This window comes from Stenotrophomonas sp. C-A, from assembly GCF_054030835.1.
Map to the genome: position 1 here is coordinate 1,723,197 of NZ_CM132916.1, position 12,028 is coordinate 1,735,224.

A 12,028-nucleotide genomic window follows, 5' to 3' on the forward strand; every position below is an offset into this window, starting at 1 on the left:
CGCGTCCTACGCGTCGCTAGGGTCAGCTGGGCGGCTCATAGGATGGCAAGGTGGTATATGTCATTGAAAACTAACGTGTCGTTGCGGATTGCAAATCCGTTTACAGCGGTTCGATTCCGCTTGAGGCCTCCAATTGAAAAGCCCTGACCTCGGTCAGGGCTTTTTGTTTGCCTGGAGACCGGCACGCGCCTGGATCGATATCCGCTACAGCCGGGCCAGCGCCTGCACCGTGGCCTGGGTCAGTGGCCGTGGCAGAGCATCCAGCGCGAACCAGCCCAACCCGGTCTGCACGCCCGGCTCCTGGATGGAGGCCTCGGCACCCGCAGCTGCCCGAGCCTCGAAGATCGGCGCGACCCAGTGCTGCGCAAGCGCAGGCTCGAAATGATCGGCCACGCACAGCAGGCGCAGCAGCGTCACTTCCAGCGCCGTCTCCTCGCGGATTTCGCGGACTACGGCAGCCTCGACCGTTTCCATCCAGTCGACTTTGCCACCGGGCAGGCCCCAATGCCCGCGCTCCGGCTCGCGTCCGCGCTGGATCAGCAGGATGCGGCCGTCGGCATGACGGACGACGGCGCCGCATCCAACGCGGGGAATCTGCAGTTCAGTCATGGTGGAGAATGAAAAAGGACGTTCCACATTCTTGCATGCACGCCGCATCAGTGGACCCGCGCTACGCTGGGCACCTGTGCATCAACAGCTTCACGAGGGTGTCGCATGCTTATCCGGCAACTCAGCGCTGACGACGCCGATATTCTCTGGCAAGCGCGGTTGCAGGCGCTTCGCGAGTCGCCCGCTGCGTTCCTGTCGACGCTGGCCGAGGCGTTGAATGACTCGGCGGAGGTGATGCGCGCCCAGCTTGCTGATCCTGGTACGCGCTACTTCGGCGCTTTCATCGACGGCATGCTTGCGGGCTTCCTGCGTTATGTACGCCCGATGCGGATGGCGCGACGGCATACGGCGGAAGTGCACAGTGTCCATGTGGGCACCGAACATCGTGGCCAGGGTGTCGCCCGCCAGCTTCTTCTTGCAGCGTTCGCGGCTGCGCGCGCGGAAGGCATTGAATCGCTCACCCTCACGGTGCTGGCGGACAACACTGCCGCGCGCGCGCTGTATGAATCGCTGGGCTTCAGCGTAATTGGCACAGAGCCGCGGGCAGTCAAACGCGCGGGCAGCTACGCGGATATCGTCTCGTACTGGATCTCGCTGCACTGACGGTGAAATGTTGCCGCGGGCACGGTCATGTTTCCGTGGCACGATGAGGCTGGACACATGTTCCAGGAAGACAGGGCAATGCACGTTCAGGTATCCAGCAGGGAGCGCGTGGCGCCGGATCACCGTCACCAAGCGGAGGATCTGCTCCGCGAGGCGTTCCCGGACATGCAGGGCGACGGCTATGCTATCCCGGGGCCGGTCGCTCTGGTCCTGGCGATGGAAGGCGATCATGTGGTCGCTCACCTTGCACTGTACGAACGCAACGTATTGCTGGATGGCGAGCCGGAACGCATAGGCTTGATCGGCGGCGTGGTGGTGCGTGCCGACGTTCGCCGGCAAGGCGTTGCCTCGCGCTTGATCGAGGCGGCCCATGCGGAGCTGCGTCGGCACGGTATCGATTTCGCCGTGCTGTTCGCCCTGGATCATCGGCACTATGCCTCTGCGGGCTATGTGCCGATGCAGAACGAGACCTGCTTCATTGAAGACGGTCACGCGCGCCGTTTCGTCTATCGAGGCGGCATGGTGGCTACGCTGGGAGAGCGCCGCTGGACCACGGCCGTGCTCGATCTGCAGGGCGAAACGGTCTAGGGAGCTAGGCAGAAGCGCCCATAGGGGTCTCCGCGCGGAAGTTGCGCCCGACCGGTTCGCTCACGCCCACGTAGTGGCGGAACAGGTAGATCAGCGGTTTCCAGTGCGCAACGTCGATGTGCTGGGTGCCCGCCACGGTGATCGCTTCGTGCGCATGCATGCAACGGATCCGTCCTTCAACGATCACGAAGCCCTGGCCGTCATCCTCGCCGGGCGGGTGCATCGCCATCACGCTGACTTCCACCTGCAGCGGGCATTCGGCAATGGCCTCTGGCGCGACGTGTGTCGATGCGACCGCACTGAATCCGGCCAGCGCGAACTTGTCGCGCACGTGCACGTAGCCCATCGCCTGTTTGGCAGCGGGCACCGGATCGCAGCCTGTCGCCCGCGCGATGGCCTCGACCTGTGCGGCCTGCGCGGATGAGGGGAAGTTCAGTACGCACTCGTTGCGCAACTGCAGGTTGCGATAGCCCTGGCCCTGCACGCCGAGGCCCAGCACCACCCGGTTGCCCAGGGCCCAGAACGAAGACAGCGGACTGATGTTGCTGCTGCCATCGTCGTTCAGCGTGGTCATCAGCAGCACCGGTGTGCCGGGATACAGGACCGAAGGGGTGATGCGGCGGCGGGGGATCGGAGCGGTTTTCACGGCAGGCCTTGCGCTATCGGGGTGTCCACTGTGCCGTGGCAGCGGGTGCCGATGCTTCGGCCTGCATCGAACTGTCGGCCGGCGACGGCGTGCCACAATGCGGCCATGGTCCACACCCCTGGTTCCCTTGTCAGCGTCGGTGCCCTGGTCGGCGACCAGGCGCGCGCGGCCATGCTGCTGCAGCTGATGGATGGGCGTGCGTATACCGCGACGGAGCTGGCTCGCGTGGCCGGAGTGACACCGCAGACGGCGAGCACGCATCTGCGCAGGCTGGTTGAGGGCGATCTGCTGGTGTCTGTCGCGCAGGGGCGCCACCGCTACCACCGGCTGGCCTCGCACGAGGTTGCCGACATGCTGGAGGGCATCCTGCGCGTTGCCGACCGCACGCCGTCCTGCACGGCTTCCGCATCGCGCAGCCTGCCGGCGTTGCGTGAGGCTCGTTCCTGCTATCGACACCTGGCCGGCGTGCACGCGGTGGCCATCACCGACCATTTGCTGAGGGCGGGGCATGTGTTGCCGGGCCTGGGGCATTGGCGGGTGAGCGAGGGCGGTGCCGATTTCCTGCGAGGACTGGGCCAGCCACTGGCCGATTTACTTGGGCAGCCGGTCGCGGCCAAGCCTGCGCGCTATTGCAGGGGGTGCCTGGACTGCACCGAGCGGCGTCCACATCTGGCGGGCCTGGTCGGCGAGGCGATGCTGGACAGCTTCGTGAGCAACGACTGGCTCCGACGCGTCGAGGGCCGGCGCGAACTACGCCTGACTCCGCCGGGGCGCGAGGCACTGTGGCGGCTGTTCACCCTGGCGACCTGAGCCCTGCGGTCAGTCTCAGCCACCTGCGACATGGAAAGGCGCTATGGTCGAGTTCCACGTCTTAGGGAGCTGCAATGGCGAGCAAGGACACTACGGATCGCTTGCGGCACGGAGCGAATCGGAAATGAGCAAAATCATGGCAGATGTGCGCTGGTTGACCTTTCGGCTCAAGAACGGGCAATCCATCGGACCGGATCGGCTGAAAGACGGATGGGTGATTGCCTCGGAAACCGCCCGCTGCGAAGTCCGCCGCGAGCATATCGAAGGATCGGGCCTGGTCTATGCTCTGTACGCCCCGGCCAACCTGGCCTCACCGCGGCGCGCCGAAATGCGCATGCGCGAATTCCTGATGAGCTCCGGCTACACCTTCACCATGGGCACGCTGGGCGGCTGACGCCGCCCGTTGGGATCACGGACGCACGGTCAGTGCCTGGCCGAGCATGCCGATCGGACCGCGTGCATCGTGTAGCACCGTGCTGGTCAAGCCGAGACCCTGGTGGCCAAACGACACCGACGTATCGAAGCCCAGCCACTCGCCGTCGGGCATGCCGAACAGGTGCGCGGTCAGATCGAGGTTGGGGAAGGCGACCTCCTTCGGATCGGCGCGCACGGCCATGCCATTGGACAGATCGAACAGGGTGGCGGCACGGGCCAGTGGACTGACTGGCTCGCCGTCCAGCAGCGCGTGCTTCGCGCGCGCCCAGTAAGTGGCCCGGCCGGGCCCCTGGTCGTACCGGCGGATCTCCACGCTCTTGATGAATCCGCCTGGCCACACCGTACCTGGATCCCATTCGGGCATTGATTCCGGCGGTGCGATAGCAGCGATCGGCGTGCCGGCGATGGCCTGCGTATCGTTCGGGCGCATCAACCATGCACGCACGCGCAGCGCCGGGCGATCGTCATGACGCAGCGTAGCTTCGACCAGTTCGATGGTGCGACCAGCGCGCAGCACCTGTACGTCGGCCTCCATCGCTTCGATCGGAATGGTGCCAAGGATGTCGTAGGACAGGCGTGCGATCAGGAAACCGTGCCCGCGCGCTGCGGCGTCGCGTTCCAGGTGGTGCGCCAGCAGCCCGATCGCAGGTGCGATGTGTTGTTCGCGGATGTTCCAGGCGCCGCCGGTATGTTCGGTCGGCAGGTAGCGGGTGTCGCTCAGTCGTTCGAAGAAGGCCATCGTGTGCGTTGCTTCTGCAGGGAGGGAGGTGGCGGGTGCTGCACCGATCCCTGCATCGTAAGCGTTTGGCAGCATGGCGGGCTGAGCCGGCCCCCGAAGGAGCCGGCCGGACACCGGTCAGGGCGACGGGCAGTCCATTTCACGGCACAGCTTGTACTCGGCCAGACACTGCTCGGAGGTCTTTCCCAATGGCCCATGGGTTGCACGCAGGCATTGTTCGTACCTCAGGGTGCAGAACTCGCAGGAGTCTGCGGCGAAGGCCAGGCCGGTCACGGCCATGCCAAGGAGCATCACGGTCTTCAAGGTCGTCTTGATCATCACGTCAGTCCTTTGTGTGCCCGTCAATGGGCCGGGCCACCATAGCAGCACTTGCTGGACGGTCCTGATGCGCTGCGGCACGCGGTGGTCTCAGTGCTGTACCGCCTTCAAGGCGTCGACCACCTGTGCTTCCGAAAAGCCACAATGCCCTTCGCCCACTGGCGGCAGCACGCGCGGCAATGGTCGCGCGCCAGCCCGTGCGGCCATCTGCGGATACACCGCCTGCATGTGGGGCACGATGGTGGGGTCGTTGTGGTTGAACTGGATCGCCAGCGGTCGCTTCACCGCGCCGGTCAATGCGAGCGCATTGCGGACATGCGCCTGCGCCGCAGGCACGGGATCGATGCACTGCACGCCGGCATTGAACGCGGCGTCGTCACCGAATCCGCTGTACACCACACCAAGGTTGCCGACCGGCATGCCGCCGCTGCGCGTGGCCAGTTCATGCAGGACCAGCGCATGCAGGCTGATCGTGCCGGCCAGTGCATCAGCGGAGACCTGCAGCCGCTGCGCCAGCAACGCGGCGTGCAATGGATCGTGCTGCAGTGCATTGGCGATGCCCTGGTACAACTCCACCTGTGGCAGCGCGGCGGCTTCGCGCGATGCCAACCCGGTGCCCGGCAGTCCCTCCGCCTTGGGGAAGAAATAATCGAACGCGACCAGCGTGGTCAGCAGGTCGGCCGCGATCTGTTCGCCACTGAGATTGGCACCGCACAGCGACACGCCACCGGCATAGTGCTGCGGGAAGCGCTCGAGGCTGCCAATGGTCACGGCACCGCCCATCGAGAATCCCAGCATCCAAGTGTGGCGCACATGCTTGAGTTCAGCCACTACCTGCTGGCGCAGGCGTTCCGTATCGGTAATCGCATCGGTCACCGCCCAGCCCTGGCTGGAGTATGCGCTCTGCGCGACGGCGTAACCGGCGCCCAGCAGCGCTGCCGTGCTGTCGTTGGCGGCCATCGGCGTGGTGCGCGGCACGCCCACGGGCTCATAGCCGTGGGCCAGCATCACCAGGTCGCCGTTCCAGTCTGCCGGTACATCCAACCGCCAGGGCGCGCCCTGCAGTTCGCCGCTGAGCATGCGTGCCGCCGTCGGCGGTGCAGCCAGCGATGTCATCCAGGGCAGCAGGCAGAGGGCAACAGCGCATCGAAGCAAGGGACGCATCGGGGTCATTCCATGCGGGAATGGCGCCGAGCATAGATGCCAACGAAACGCTGCGCGCGCTGCACTGCCGCAGGGGGTTGCGGGCCGAACAGGCGGCGCTCTACGCTGGCGGCATGGCCCTGCACAGCACCGCGTCGATTATCCGCATTCCTCACGGGAAGGCGGGGTAGCGCGCGGTCGTCACGGCCATGCAGCCCGCCCGGGAAGGCGGGCTGCATGCAGCGCTCTCCCGGGTAGATGAATCCACCAAGGAGAACGCAGATGCACGACTCTTCATCGAACGACCCTGCGCCGACCCTGCACCTGGTGTGTGGCAAGATCGGTGCCGGCAAATCCACCCTGTCTCAGCAGTTGGCATTGGCGCCGCGCCACGTATTGATCAGCGAAGACGCATGGCTGGCGGCGCTGTACCCGGGCGAAATCCATTCCATTGCCAACTATCTGCAGCGCGCAGCCACGTTGCGCACTGTGCTGGCCGATCATCTGCGCGCATTGCTGCAGGCGGGTGTTTCGGTGGTGCTCGATTTTCCATTCAATACGCCAGCCAGCCGCGCGTGGGCACGTGAAGTGTTCTCGCCGGCTGGCGCTGCACATCAACTGCATTTCCTCGATGTTGCCGACGACGTCTGCAAGGCGCGGCTGCGCGCGCGCAATGCACTCGGCGAGCATCCGTTCCAGGCCAGCGACGAGGAGTTCGCACAGATCACCCGCCACTTCGTGGCACCGGCCGCGGAAGAGGGCTTCGTGGTGATCCGCCATACGGCGTAGGACTGGGCGCGGTGCCGGTCAGGTCGCGGGCACCGGTCCACCGCATGCGACGCGATGCATCGGGAAGTCCATTGCCTGCTTCGGATTGTCCTGCGCTATCTCGATGCGCGCATGCGCGCGCTGGTCGTCGAGGCGCCGATAGTGGATACGCTGCGGGAAGTCGTTGGCGGGATTCTCGAACACGGCTTCATTGCCATCGACCCGGGTGGCGTTGAAGTCTGTGGCGTTCTGGCCAGAGGGCAGGGCGGTCAGCACCAGGCGTCCATCATCGTGCTGGCGCAGCTGCATGAACTCGAAGCCCACCGTGCGGCCATCCCGCAGGGTGCGGCTGCTGCCGAACAGGGTGTTTCCAGCCAGGATGGACCACTGCTCGCCGGCACCGGCCGGCTGGCCATCAAGCTGCCAGCAACCGGCCAGCCAGGCCAGGTGTTCGATCTTCGAGGGTGAGGCGGACAGTGCGTGCGGGGCCGCGAGCAGCAGCGGCAACAGGGCCAAGGCGATGCGGAGAGACATCGGTGCCTCCATGCGCGGGAACGTGCGGCCTGTATAGCGCCCGGGGGATCACGCGGCCAGTGCCGTCCTTTCCAGTGTTTATTCCGATACGATCTGTCGCATTGAGCCCTTTTTGATTGACCCGGAGTCCCGCCATGGTCGACCGTCTCGCCATCCTGCTCGAACGTTTTGCGGTCACTGCCTCGGTGTTCCATGCTGGCGCGCTGTGCGGTATCAACACGCTGGACGGCGAGGACGAGGCGGGTCAGTTGCACCTGGTGCGGCGCGGGCCGCTGCAGGTCAGTCACGGGCAGCAGACCGTGCAGGTCGAAGTGCCGAGCCTGCTGCTGTATCCGCGGCCGATGCCACATCGATTCAGTACCGACCCGCAGCAGGGCGCCGACATGGCCTGCGCCAACCTGCATTTCGAGGGCGGCCGACTCAATCCGATCAGCGCTGCGCTGCCCGATTTCATCTGCCTGCCGCTGGCCGACCTGTATGGCGGCAACGCGGCGCTGGAGCTGCTGTTCGAGGAGGCGTTCGAGCAGCGCTGCGGGCGGGCGGCGATGGTCAACCGGCTGTTCGAGGTGGTGATGATCCAGGTGCTGCGCCAGCTGATGGAAGGTGGCGAGATGCGCGGCGGCCTGTTCGCCGGGCTGGGTCATCCGAGGTTGCGGCTGGCATTGGTGGCGATGCATGAAGCGCCCGCACAGTCCTGGACCCTGGAAGACCTGGCCGAGGTCGCCGGCATGTCACGCAGCGTGTTCGCCGCCAGCTTCCGCGAGGCGATGGGCACCACGCCAGGCCAGTACCTGCAGGGGTGGCGGGTCGGACTCGCGCAACAGGCGCTGCGGCAGGGGCGGCCGCTGAAGCGGATCGCCGACGATGTGGGCTATGGCAGCGAAGCGGCGTTGTCGCGCGCGTTCAAGGCGCATACCGGGCAGTCGCCACGGGAATGGCGCGGGCAGGCGCGGGCCAGCGCGGCCTGATCGGTCAGCCCAGCACCAGCCGGGCGAGCTTCATGCCACCGAACAGACCGGCCAGGCCCAGCGCCACCGAGCCACCGGCATACAGTGCCGCCAGCCCATGCTGGCCACGCTGCAGCAGCAGGCCGATCTCCAACGCGTAGGTGGAAAACGTGGTGTAGCCGCCGAGGATGCCGGTGGCCAGCAGCAGGCGCAGCTGCGGCGAGGCGCCATTGCGCATGGCGAAGACCTCGACCACCACGCCCATCAGCAGCGCACCGCTGATGTTGATCAGGAAGGTCGACCAGGGCCAGGGACTGCCGACCGCCACCCGCGCGCCGATCAGGTTGCAGGCGTGGCGCAGGCAGGCGCCGATGCCGCCGCCGACGAAGACCAGGAAATAATTGTTCAATGCTTGCATGGCGTGCCTCGAATGCGGGTTCGCAGGGTCAATGGCGAACGCCGAGGGCAGGCACGACCTGCCGTCGACGAACACCGGGTTCGTCCTGGCAGGAGCCATCAGCCTTCTCAGGCGGTTATCGGGGGAGCCCCATCCCCATCGCGGTCCATGCTACCAGCGGCGGTGCATTCACGTCATCGAGGTCGTCAGAACGCGAGCCACCTTGCTGCGGCTGAAGCCATCCATCAGCAGTTCGAACGCGAGCAGATCCAGCGCCGCATGGCGGCGGTGGTCGATCTCCAGCCCGTTCTCGGCCACCAGATGGCTGACCAGCTCGTAGGCGTCCTGCCAGACATCCAGATGGGCCTGGCTGGGGATGTAGGCACTGCCGGGCTCACCGACGCCGAGCCCGCTGACCCCGTACAGCAGTTCGCGGGCGTCCAGCTTGGCCGCATCTGCGATGCGGAACAGCTGTTCGGCTTTCACGTGCGAGGCGCTCACGTGATCGTTGAGCCAGTTGCTGATGGTTGCTGTCGTTGATTTGGCGGCGCGTGCCAGATCGGCCGGGCGTGGGTGCCCGGCTTTCTTCATGGCTGCCGCGAGTCGTTGGCCGAGAGTATTCATCTATGCAAGCCAGCTTAACGCGTGGATTGCGAAGAAGCCTTGTCGCAAGAATCAGTCTGGTTAACAGAAGGACCGACCGTGACCGAATTCTGGAGCAAGCGGCAGGTGCGCACCCGGCTGGGATTCCGCACCGACGCCGAACTGGCACGCTTCTTTGGCATAAGCCGTTCCGCAGTGTCGCAATGGCCGAGGGACTTCCCGATTCCGGCCCTGCGGCAATACATCCTGCATCAGCGCTATCCCAACCTGTTCCCCACGACAGAAGCGTCGGCGGGCGAATCCATCTGACTTGCGCCGCCTTTTGTCGCATCTAGCACGCTAAGCGCCTTTTGCTAATTATGCTTAGCAAAATAGGTAAGATCGATCGATCTGAGAATCACAATCGGCGCCATCTACTGGAGGTGTCGGTCCCTGGGTCCCGCTTACTGTCGGCTTCACCCCATCCGCGGGGTCCGGGTCCCCGTATGTAGTTTCGTGAACGATTAATAATTTCAATCGCGAAAGTCGCTGCATGTAATTGACCTGTCGTGAAATCTATGACTAATTGGAGTCAACCAAGCGTGAAGCCTGGGAGTCTTTCAGTAGCACGCAAGTGAGTCGGTAGACCGTCAACAATGCAGAACAAGTCCAACGGAGGTCGTATGGAATACGGCATGCATGGCTTGGCTGAACGGGTACGCCGCGAACTGGAAGCCAGTTACCACAAACACGGATGCGGTCCGGCGTTCTGGGATACCTACCAGCAGGTGCTGGACCGTCTGGTCCCGCAGGGGACCGAGCGTACCGAAGTCACCAACGAAATGGCGCTGATCATCGAACAGCTGGGCATCGTCCGGCGTGCGCAGCTTGTGCCGCCGCACGCCAACGGGTCGCGTTGATTCAGAGCAGGCGCCAGGCGCCGCAGGCAAGCAGCGCCAGCAACAAGGACAGCAGGGCCAGGGTCCGGGGTCGCCACAGGCGCTTCGATTGTCCAGCCATCGCCTGCGGACTGCAGTAGCGCACCAGCCCCGGACCGAAACCGGCCCGGTGCTGTTGTTGTGCGCAGGCCTCCAGGCAGGCGCCGCAGGCCAGGCAATCGGCCTGCGGCCCCTGGCGGATGTCCAGCTGCATCGGGCAGGCGCTGACACAAGCAGCGCAGTCGATGCAGTCACCGAGGCGGTCGGCGCTGAAGGTCGGCATCGGTCCGGCCAGCAGCGGATGCGCGGCGCGGAATACGTAGTCCTGCGCAGTGGTCGGGTCGAGCAGGCCGCGGCCACGGCCCAGTACTCCGCCAAGCCCGGACGGACGTGGCCCGCGCGGCTCACCGCGACGGGCGTCGTACAGCATGCGCGGTGTGTGCGGATCGGTCAGCAGCGGCTGCATGCGTGCGAACGGGCACAGCGAGCGGCAGACCTGCTCGCGCAGGAAACCGGCATTGCCCCAGGTCGCGACTGCATAGAACAGCACCCAGAAGGTTTCCCAGCGGCTCCAGCCGGCGTGGGGCGCAGCGGTCAACAGTTCGGCGATGGGGCTGAACAGGCCGACGAAGGTAACGCCGGTCCACACGGATAGCAGTCCCCAGGCCAGCTGGGTGGCCGGGCGTACAGCAGGTGCAGGCAGCATGCGGGCCGCGCTGCGGGCGATCCCGTCGAAGGCGCGCCGCCACAGGGTCTGCGGGCAGGCATGGCCGCACCAGATGCGCCCGGCGAGGTGGGTAAGCAGCGCAAGGCCCACCGCCAGCACCGCCAGCAGTCCGATCAGCACGCCGGCGTCGCTGGGCCACAACGTCCAGCCAAACAGGTCGAATCGCCGCGCGTTGATGTCCAGCAACAGCGCTTGGCGACCCTCCCAGCGCAGCCACGGCAGTGCGTAGAACAGCGCCAGCAAGGCGGCGCTGAGCGTGCCGCGCCAGTGCCAGGGGCGAGGAATCCGGGTGCAGGACGTGCTCATCCCAGCGGCAGCTCGTCGTCGTCATCGCTCGGCATGGGCCGCTGTAGGTACCAGGTGACCGCGCTGGACAGCGACGTTACCGTCCAGAACATGAAGAATCCCGCCGTATAGCCCAGTTCGCGACTGATTGCCGTGCCCGGGAAACTGATGGCCTGCAGGCGCAACGGATCGACGAAGGCGAAGAACACCACGCTGGCAACGCCGGCGGCGATGAAGCTGGGCCAGAGGATGGCGCCCCACTGCTGGATCAGCCGCTGGCGGCGGTTGGGAGAAGGTCTGTTCATGCTGTCCCGGATCGAAAAGTGGGCGGCGCGTATACTTCGCCAGGGTCGGCGCTGCATCCGCAGGGCATGCTTCCTGCAAGCGTGGCAGCCTAGGTGCAGCGGACTGCGCCGACATTGATCTGGATCAACGGCGCTGCCGCCTGGGTGCGGCACACTGCCGGCACGCTTTGGGTACCCCGATGAACGCAACACCGCCGCCTGTCCTCCCCGTCGCCTCACCCGAGTTGTGCACCGAGCAGGAAGTGACCCGCCTGGTTCACGATTTCTATGCCCGCGTGCGTGAGGAAGAACGGCTGGGAGCGGTGTTCGAGGCGCACGTCCACGATTGGCCTGAGCATCTGGCGCAGCTGGTCGACTTCTGGTCGGCAATGCTGCGCGGCACCCGCCGATTCAAGGGCTCGCCGATGTCCAAGCACATGGCCATCGAGCTGGACAAGGACCTGTTCGACCGCTGGCTGGTGCTGTTCCGGATCACCACTGCCGAATGCAACAACCCGCCGATGCAGGAGCTGGCCAACGAAGTGGCCGCGCGCATCGGTGACACCTTCTGGAAGCGCTACCAGATGCTGCGCTGGCCGCAGGTAGGCCTGCCGGTGCTGGGGATCCCCGGCAAGGATTGATCTGGGTCAAGGCGCCGCAGGCCGCCCGGCGCGA

19 protein-coding genes, 1 tRNA gene and 1 riboswitch are annotated in these 12,028 nt (G+C 65.6%); of the genes, 10 read left to right on the plus strand and 10 right to left on the minus strand.

The features are described 5' to 3' along the window. The first annotated feature begins 29 nt into the window (after window positions 1–29). Window positions 30–132 (plus strand) — tRNA-OTHER (locus ACW5IY_RS08195). 72 nt (window positions 133–204) lie between these two features. Here ACW5IY_RS08195 and ACW5IY_RS08200 read toward each other — a convergent pair. After that, window positions 205–657: an NUDIX domain-containing protein gene (locus ACW5IY_RS08200; protein WP_192840218.1), complete on the minus strand. Its 453-nt coding sequence runs from the start codon at window positions 655–657 to the stop codon at window positions 205–207. Between the two features lie 57 nt (window positions 658–714). On the opposite strand from ACW5IY_RS08200, the gene ACW5IY_RS08205 reads away from it, so the two are divergent. Together ACW5IY_RS08205 and ACW5IY_RS08210 are read left to right on the plus strand one after the other, a co-directional pair. Then, window positions 715–1,212: a GNAT family N-acetyltransferase gene (locus tag ACW5IY_RS08205; protein ID WP_049436574.1), complete on the plus strand. Its 498-nt coding sequence runs from the start codon at window positions 715–717 to the stop codon at window positions 1,210–1,212. Window positions 1,213–1,269: 57 nt separating this feature from the next. After that, on the plus strand, window positions 1,270–1,800 hold the full coding sequence (locus ACW5IY_RS08210; protein WP_230080551.1) for a GNAT family N-acetyltransferase: 531 nt from the start codon (window positions 1,270–1,272) through the stop codon (window positions 1,798–1,800). A 4-nt stretch (window positions 1,801–1,804) separates the two neighbouring features. Here ACW5IY_RS08210 and ACW5IY_RS08215 read toward each other — a convergent pair whose 3' ends face one another. Next, window positions 1,805–2,446: a flavin reductase family protein gene (locus ACW5IY_RS08215; RefSeq protein ID WP_049436576.1), complete on the minus strand. Its 642-nt coding sequence runs from the start codon at window positions 2,444–2,446 to the stop codon at window positions 1,805–1,807. Between the two features lie 105 nt (window positions 2,447–2,551). On the opposite strand from ACW5IY_RS08215, the gene ACW5IY_RS08220 reads away from it, so the two are divergent. Beyond that, on the plus strand, window positions 2,552–3,256 hold the full coding sequence (locus tag ACW5IY_RS08220; RefSeq protein WP_049436577.1) for an ArsR/SmtB family transcription factor: 705 nt from the start codon (window positions 2,552–2,554) through the stop codon (window positions 3,254–3,256). A gap of 124 nt (window positions 3,257–3,380) precedes the next feature. Then, window positions 3,381–3,650 (plus strand): hypothetical protein, encoded by a 270-nt coding sequence (locus tag ACW5IY_RS08225; protein WP_043402175.1) that lies wholly within the window; start codon window positions 3,381–3,383, stop codon window positions 3,648–3,650. 15 nt (window positions 3,651–3,665) lie between these two features. On the opposite strand, the gene ACW5IY_RS08230 is transcribed toward ACW5IY_RS08225, so the two are convergent. The 3 genes from ACW5IY_RS08230 to ACW5IY_RS08240 form a co-directional block, all read right to left on the minus strand. After that, entirely contained in the window at window positions 3,666–4,430 is a 765-nt protein-coding gene (locus ACW5IY_RS08230) for a thioesterase family protein (protein ID WP_049436578.1), read from the minus strand. A gap of 117 nt (window positions 4,431–4,547) precedes the next feature. After that, a complete protein-coding gene (locus ACW5IY_RS08235) occupies window positions 4,548–4,748 on the minus strand; it encodes a hypothetical protein (protein WP_043402170.1) in 201 nt (66 codons plus the stop codon). Window positions 4,749–4,838: 90 nt separating this feature from the next. After that, window positions 4,839–5,912, minus strand: a complete 1,074-nt coding sequence (locus ACW5IY_RS08240) for a hypothetical protein (RefSeq protein WP_049436579.1) — start codon at window positions 5,910–5,912, stop codon at window positions 4,839–4,841. 261 nt (window positions 5,913–6,173) lie between these two features. On the opposite strand from ACW5IY_RS08240, the gene ACW5IY_RS08245 reads away from it, so the two are divergent. Next, window positions 6,174–6,680: an AAA family ATPase gene (locus ACW5IY_RS08245; protein WP_049436580.1), complete on the plus strand. Its 507-nt coding sequence runs from the start codon at window positions 6,174–6,176 to the stop codon at window positions 6,678–6,680. 18 nt (window positions 6,681–6,698) lie between these two features. Here the strand turns inward: ACW5IY_RS08245 and ACW5IY_RS08250 are convergent, their stop codons facing one another. Then, entirely contained in the window at window positions 6,699–7,193 is a 495-nt protein-coding gene (locus ACW5IY_RS08250; protein ID WP_010486050.1) for a DUF6265 family protein, read from the minus strand. A gap of 134 nt (window positions 7,194–7,327) precedes the next feature. Here ACW5IY_RS08250 and ACW5IY_RS08255 point away from each other — a divergent pair, with 134 nt between their 5' ends. Beyond that, a complete protein-coding gene (locus ACW5IY_RS08255) occupies window positions 7,328–8,161 on the plus strand; it encodes an AraC family transcriptional regulator (RefSeq protein WP_049436581.1) in 834 nt (277 codons plus the stop codon). 4 nt (window positions 8,162–8,165) lie between these two features. Here ACW5IY_RS08255 and crcB read toward each other — a convergent pair whose 3' ends face one another. Continuing rightward, window positions 8,166–8,558 carry a fluoride efflux transporter CrcB gene (gene crcB, locus ACW5IY_RS08260; protein WP_005412844.1) on the minus strand — a complete coding sequence of 131 codons (393 nt, stop codon included), beginning with the start codon at window positions 8,556–8,558 and terminating at the stop codon, window positions 8,166–8,168. Window positions 8,559–8,640: 82 nt separating this feature from the next. Beyond that, window positions 8,641–8,704, minus strand: a riboswitch (Fluoride riboswitch). Between the two features lie 22 nt (window positions 8,705–8,726). Beyond that, on the minus strand, window positions 8,727–9,128 hold the full coding sequence (locus ACW5IY_RS08265) for a transcriptional regulator (protein ID WP_010486043.1): 402 nt from the start codon (window positions 9,126–9,128) through the stop codon (window positions 8,727–8,729). Between the two features lie 111 nt (window positions 9,129–9,239). Here ACW5IY_RS08265 and ACW5IY_RS08270 point away from each other — a divergent pair, with 111 nt between their 5' ends. Both ACW5IY_RS08270 and ACW5IY_RS08275 read left to right on the plus strand, forming a co-directional pair. Next, window positions 9,240–9,449 (plus strand): helix-turn-helix domain-containing protein, encoded by a 210-nt coding sequence (locus tag ACW5IY_RS08270; RefSeq protein ID WP_010486042.1) that lies wholly within the window; start codon window positions 9,240–9,242, stop codon window positions 9,447–9,449. Window positions 9,450–9,802: 353 nt separating this feature from the next. Further along, window positions 9,803–10,039 carry a hypothetical protein gene (locus tag ACW5IY_RS08275; protein WP_019337197.1) on the plus strand — a complete coding sequence of 79 codons (237 nt, stop codon included), beginning with the start codon at window positions 9,803–9,805 and terminating at the stop codon, window positions 10,037–10,039. 1 nt (window position 10,040) lies between these two features. Here ACW5IY_RS08275 and ACW5IY_RS08280 read toward each other — a convergent pair whose 3' ends face one another. Beyond that, on the minus strand, window positions 10,041–11,090 hold the full coding sequence (locus ACW5IY_RS08280) for a 4Fe-4S dicluster domain-containing protein (protein WP_049436582.1): 1,050 nt from the start codon (window positions 11,088–11,090) through the stop codon (window positions 10,041–10,043). After that, window positions 11,087–11,374 carry a hypothetical protein gene (locus ACW5IY_RS08285; RefSeq protein ID WP_049436583.1) on the minus strand — a complete coding sequence of 96 codons (288 nt, stop codon included), beginning with the start codon at window positions 11,372–11,374 and terminating at the stop codon, window positions 11,087–11,089. The genes ACW5IY_RS08280 and ACW5IY_RS08285 overlap by 4 nt, the downstream gene beginning before the upstream one ends. A 179-nt stretch (window positions 11,375–11,553) precedes the next feature. On the opposite strand from ACW5IY_RS08285, the gene ACW5IY_RS08290 reads away from it, so the two are divergent. Continuing rightward, window positions 11,554–11,994 (plus strand): group III truncated hemoglobin, encoded by a 441-nt coding sequence (locus tag ACW5IY_RS08290; protein ID WP_049436584.1) that lies wholly within the window; start codon window positions 11,554–11,556, stop codon window positions 11,992–11,994. Window positions 11,995–12,028: the final 34 nt, after the last annotated feature.

Bases quoted from the DNA above. Each gene is read 5' to 3' on its own strand.
- ACW5IY_RS08275 (WP_019337197.1), top strand. From the start codon at position 9,803: ATGGAATACGGCATGCATGGCTTGGCTGAACGGGTACGCCGCGAACTG.
- ACW5IY_RS08240 (WP_049436579.1), bottom strand. From the start codon at position 5,912: ATGCGTCCCTTGCTTCGATGCGCTGTTGCCCTCTGCCTGCTGCCCTGG.
- ACW5IY_RS08290 (WP_049436584.1), top strand. From the start codon at position 11,554: ATGAACGCAACACCGCCGCCTGTCCTCCCCGTCGCCTCACCCGAGTTG.
- ACW5IY_RS08210 (WP_230080551.1), top strand. From the start codon at position 1,270: ATGTTCCAGGAAGACAGGGCAATGCACGTTCAGGTATCCAGCAGGGAG.
- ACW5IY_RS08265 (WP_010486043.1), bottom strand. From the start codon at position 9,128: ATGAAGAAAGCCGGGCACCCACGCCCGGCCGATCTGGCACGCGCCGCC.
- ACW5IY_RS08220 (WP_049436577.1), top strand. From the start codon at position 2,552: ATGGTCCACACCCCTGGTTCCCTTGTCAGCGTCGGTGCCCTGGTCGGC.
- ACW5IY_RS08250 (WP_010486050.1), bottom strand. From the start codon at position 7,193: ATGTCTCTCCGCATCGCCTTGGCCCTGTTGCCGCTGCTGCTCGCGGCC.
- ACW5IY_RS08285 (WP_049436583.1), bottom strand. From the start codon at position 11,374: ATGAACAGACCTTCTCCCAACCGCCGCCAGCGGCTGATCCAGCAGTGG.
- ACW5IY_RS08225 (WP_043402175.1), top strand. From the start codon at position 3,381: ATGAGCAAAATCATGGCAGATGTGCGCTGGTTGACCTTTCGGCTCAAG.
- crcB (WP_005412844.1), bottom strand. From the start codon at position 8,558: ATGCAAGCATTGAACAATTATTTCCTGGTCTTCGTCGGCGGCGGCATC.
- ACW5IY_RS08200 (WP_192840218.1), bottom strand. From the start codon at position 657: ATGCGGCGTGCATGCAAGAATGTGGAACGTCCTTTTTCATTCTCCACC.
- ACW5IY_RS08245 (WP_049436580.1), top strand. From the start codon at position 6,174: ATGCACGACTCTTCATCGAACGACCCTGCGCCGACCCTGCACCTGGTG.
- ACW5IY_RS08280 (WP_049436582.1), bottom strand. From the start codon at position 11,090: ATGAGCACGTCCTGCACCCGGATTCCTCGCCCCTGGCACTGGCGCGGC.
- ACW5IY_RS08205 (WP_049436574.1), top strand. From the start codon at position 715: ATGCTTATCCGGCAACTCAGCGCTGACGACGCCGATATTCTCTGGCAA.
- ACW5IY_RS08230 (WP_049436578.1), bottom strand. From the start codon at position 4,430: ATGGCCTTCTTCGAACGACTGAGCGACACCCGCTACCTGCCGACCGAA.
- ACW5IY_RS08255 (WP_049436581.1), top strand. From the start codon at position 7,328: ATGGTCGACCGTCTCGCCATCCTGCTCGAACGTTTTGCGGTCACTGCC.
- ACW5IY_RS08235 (WP_043402170.1), bottom strand. From the start codon at position 4,748: ATGATCAAGACGACCTTGAAGACCGTGATGCTCCTTGGCATGGCCGTG.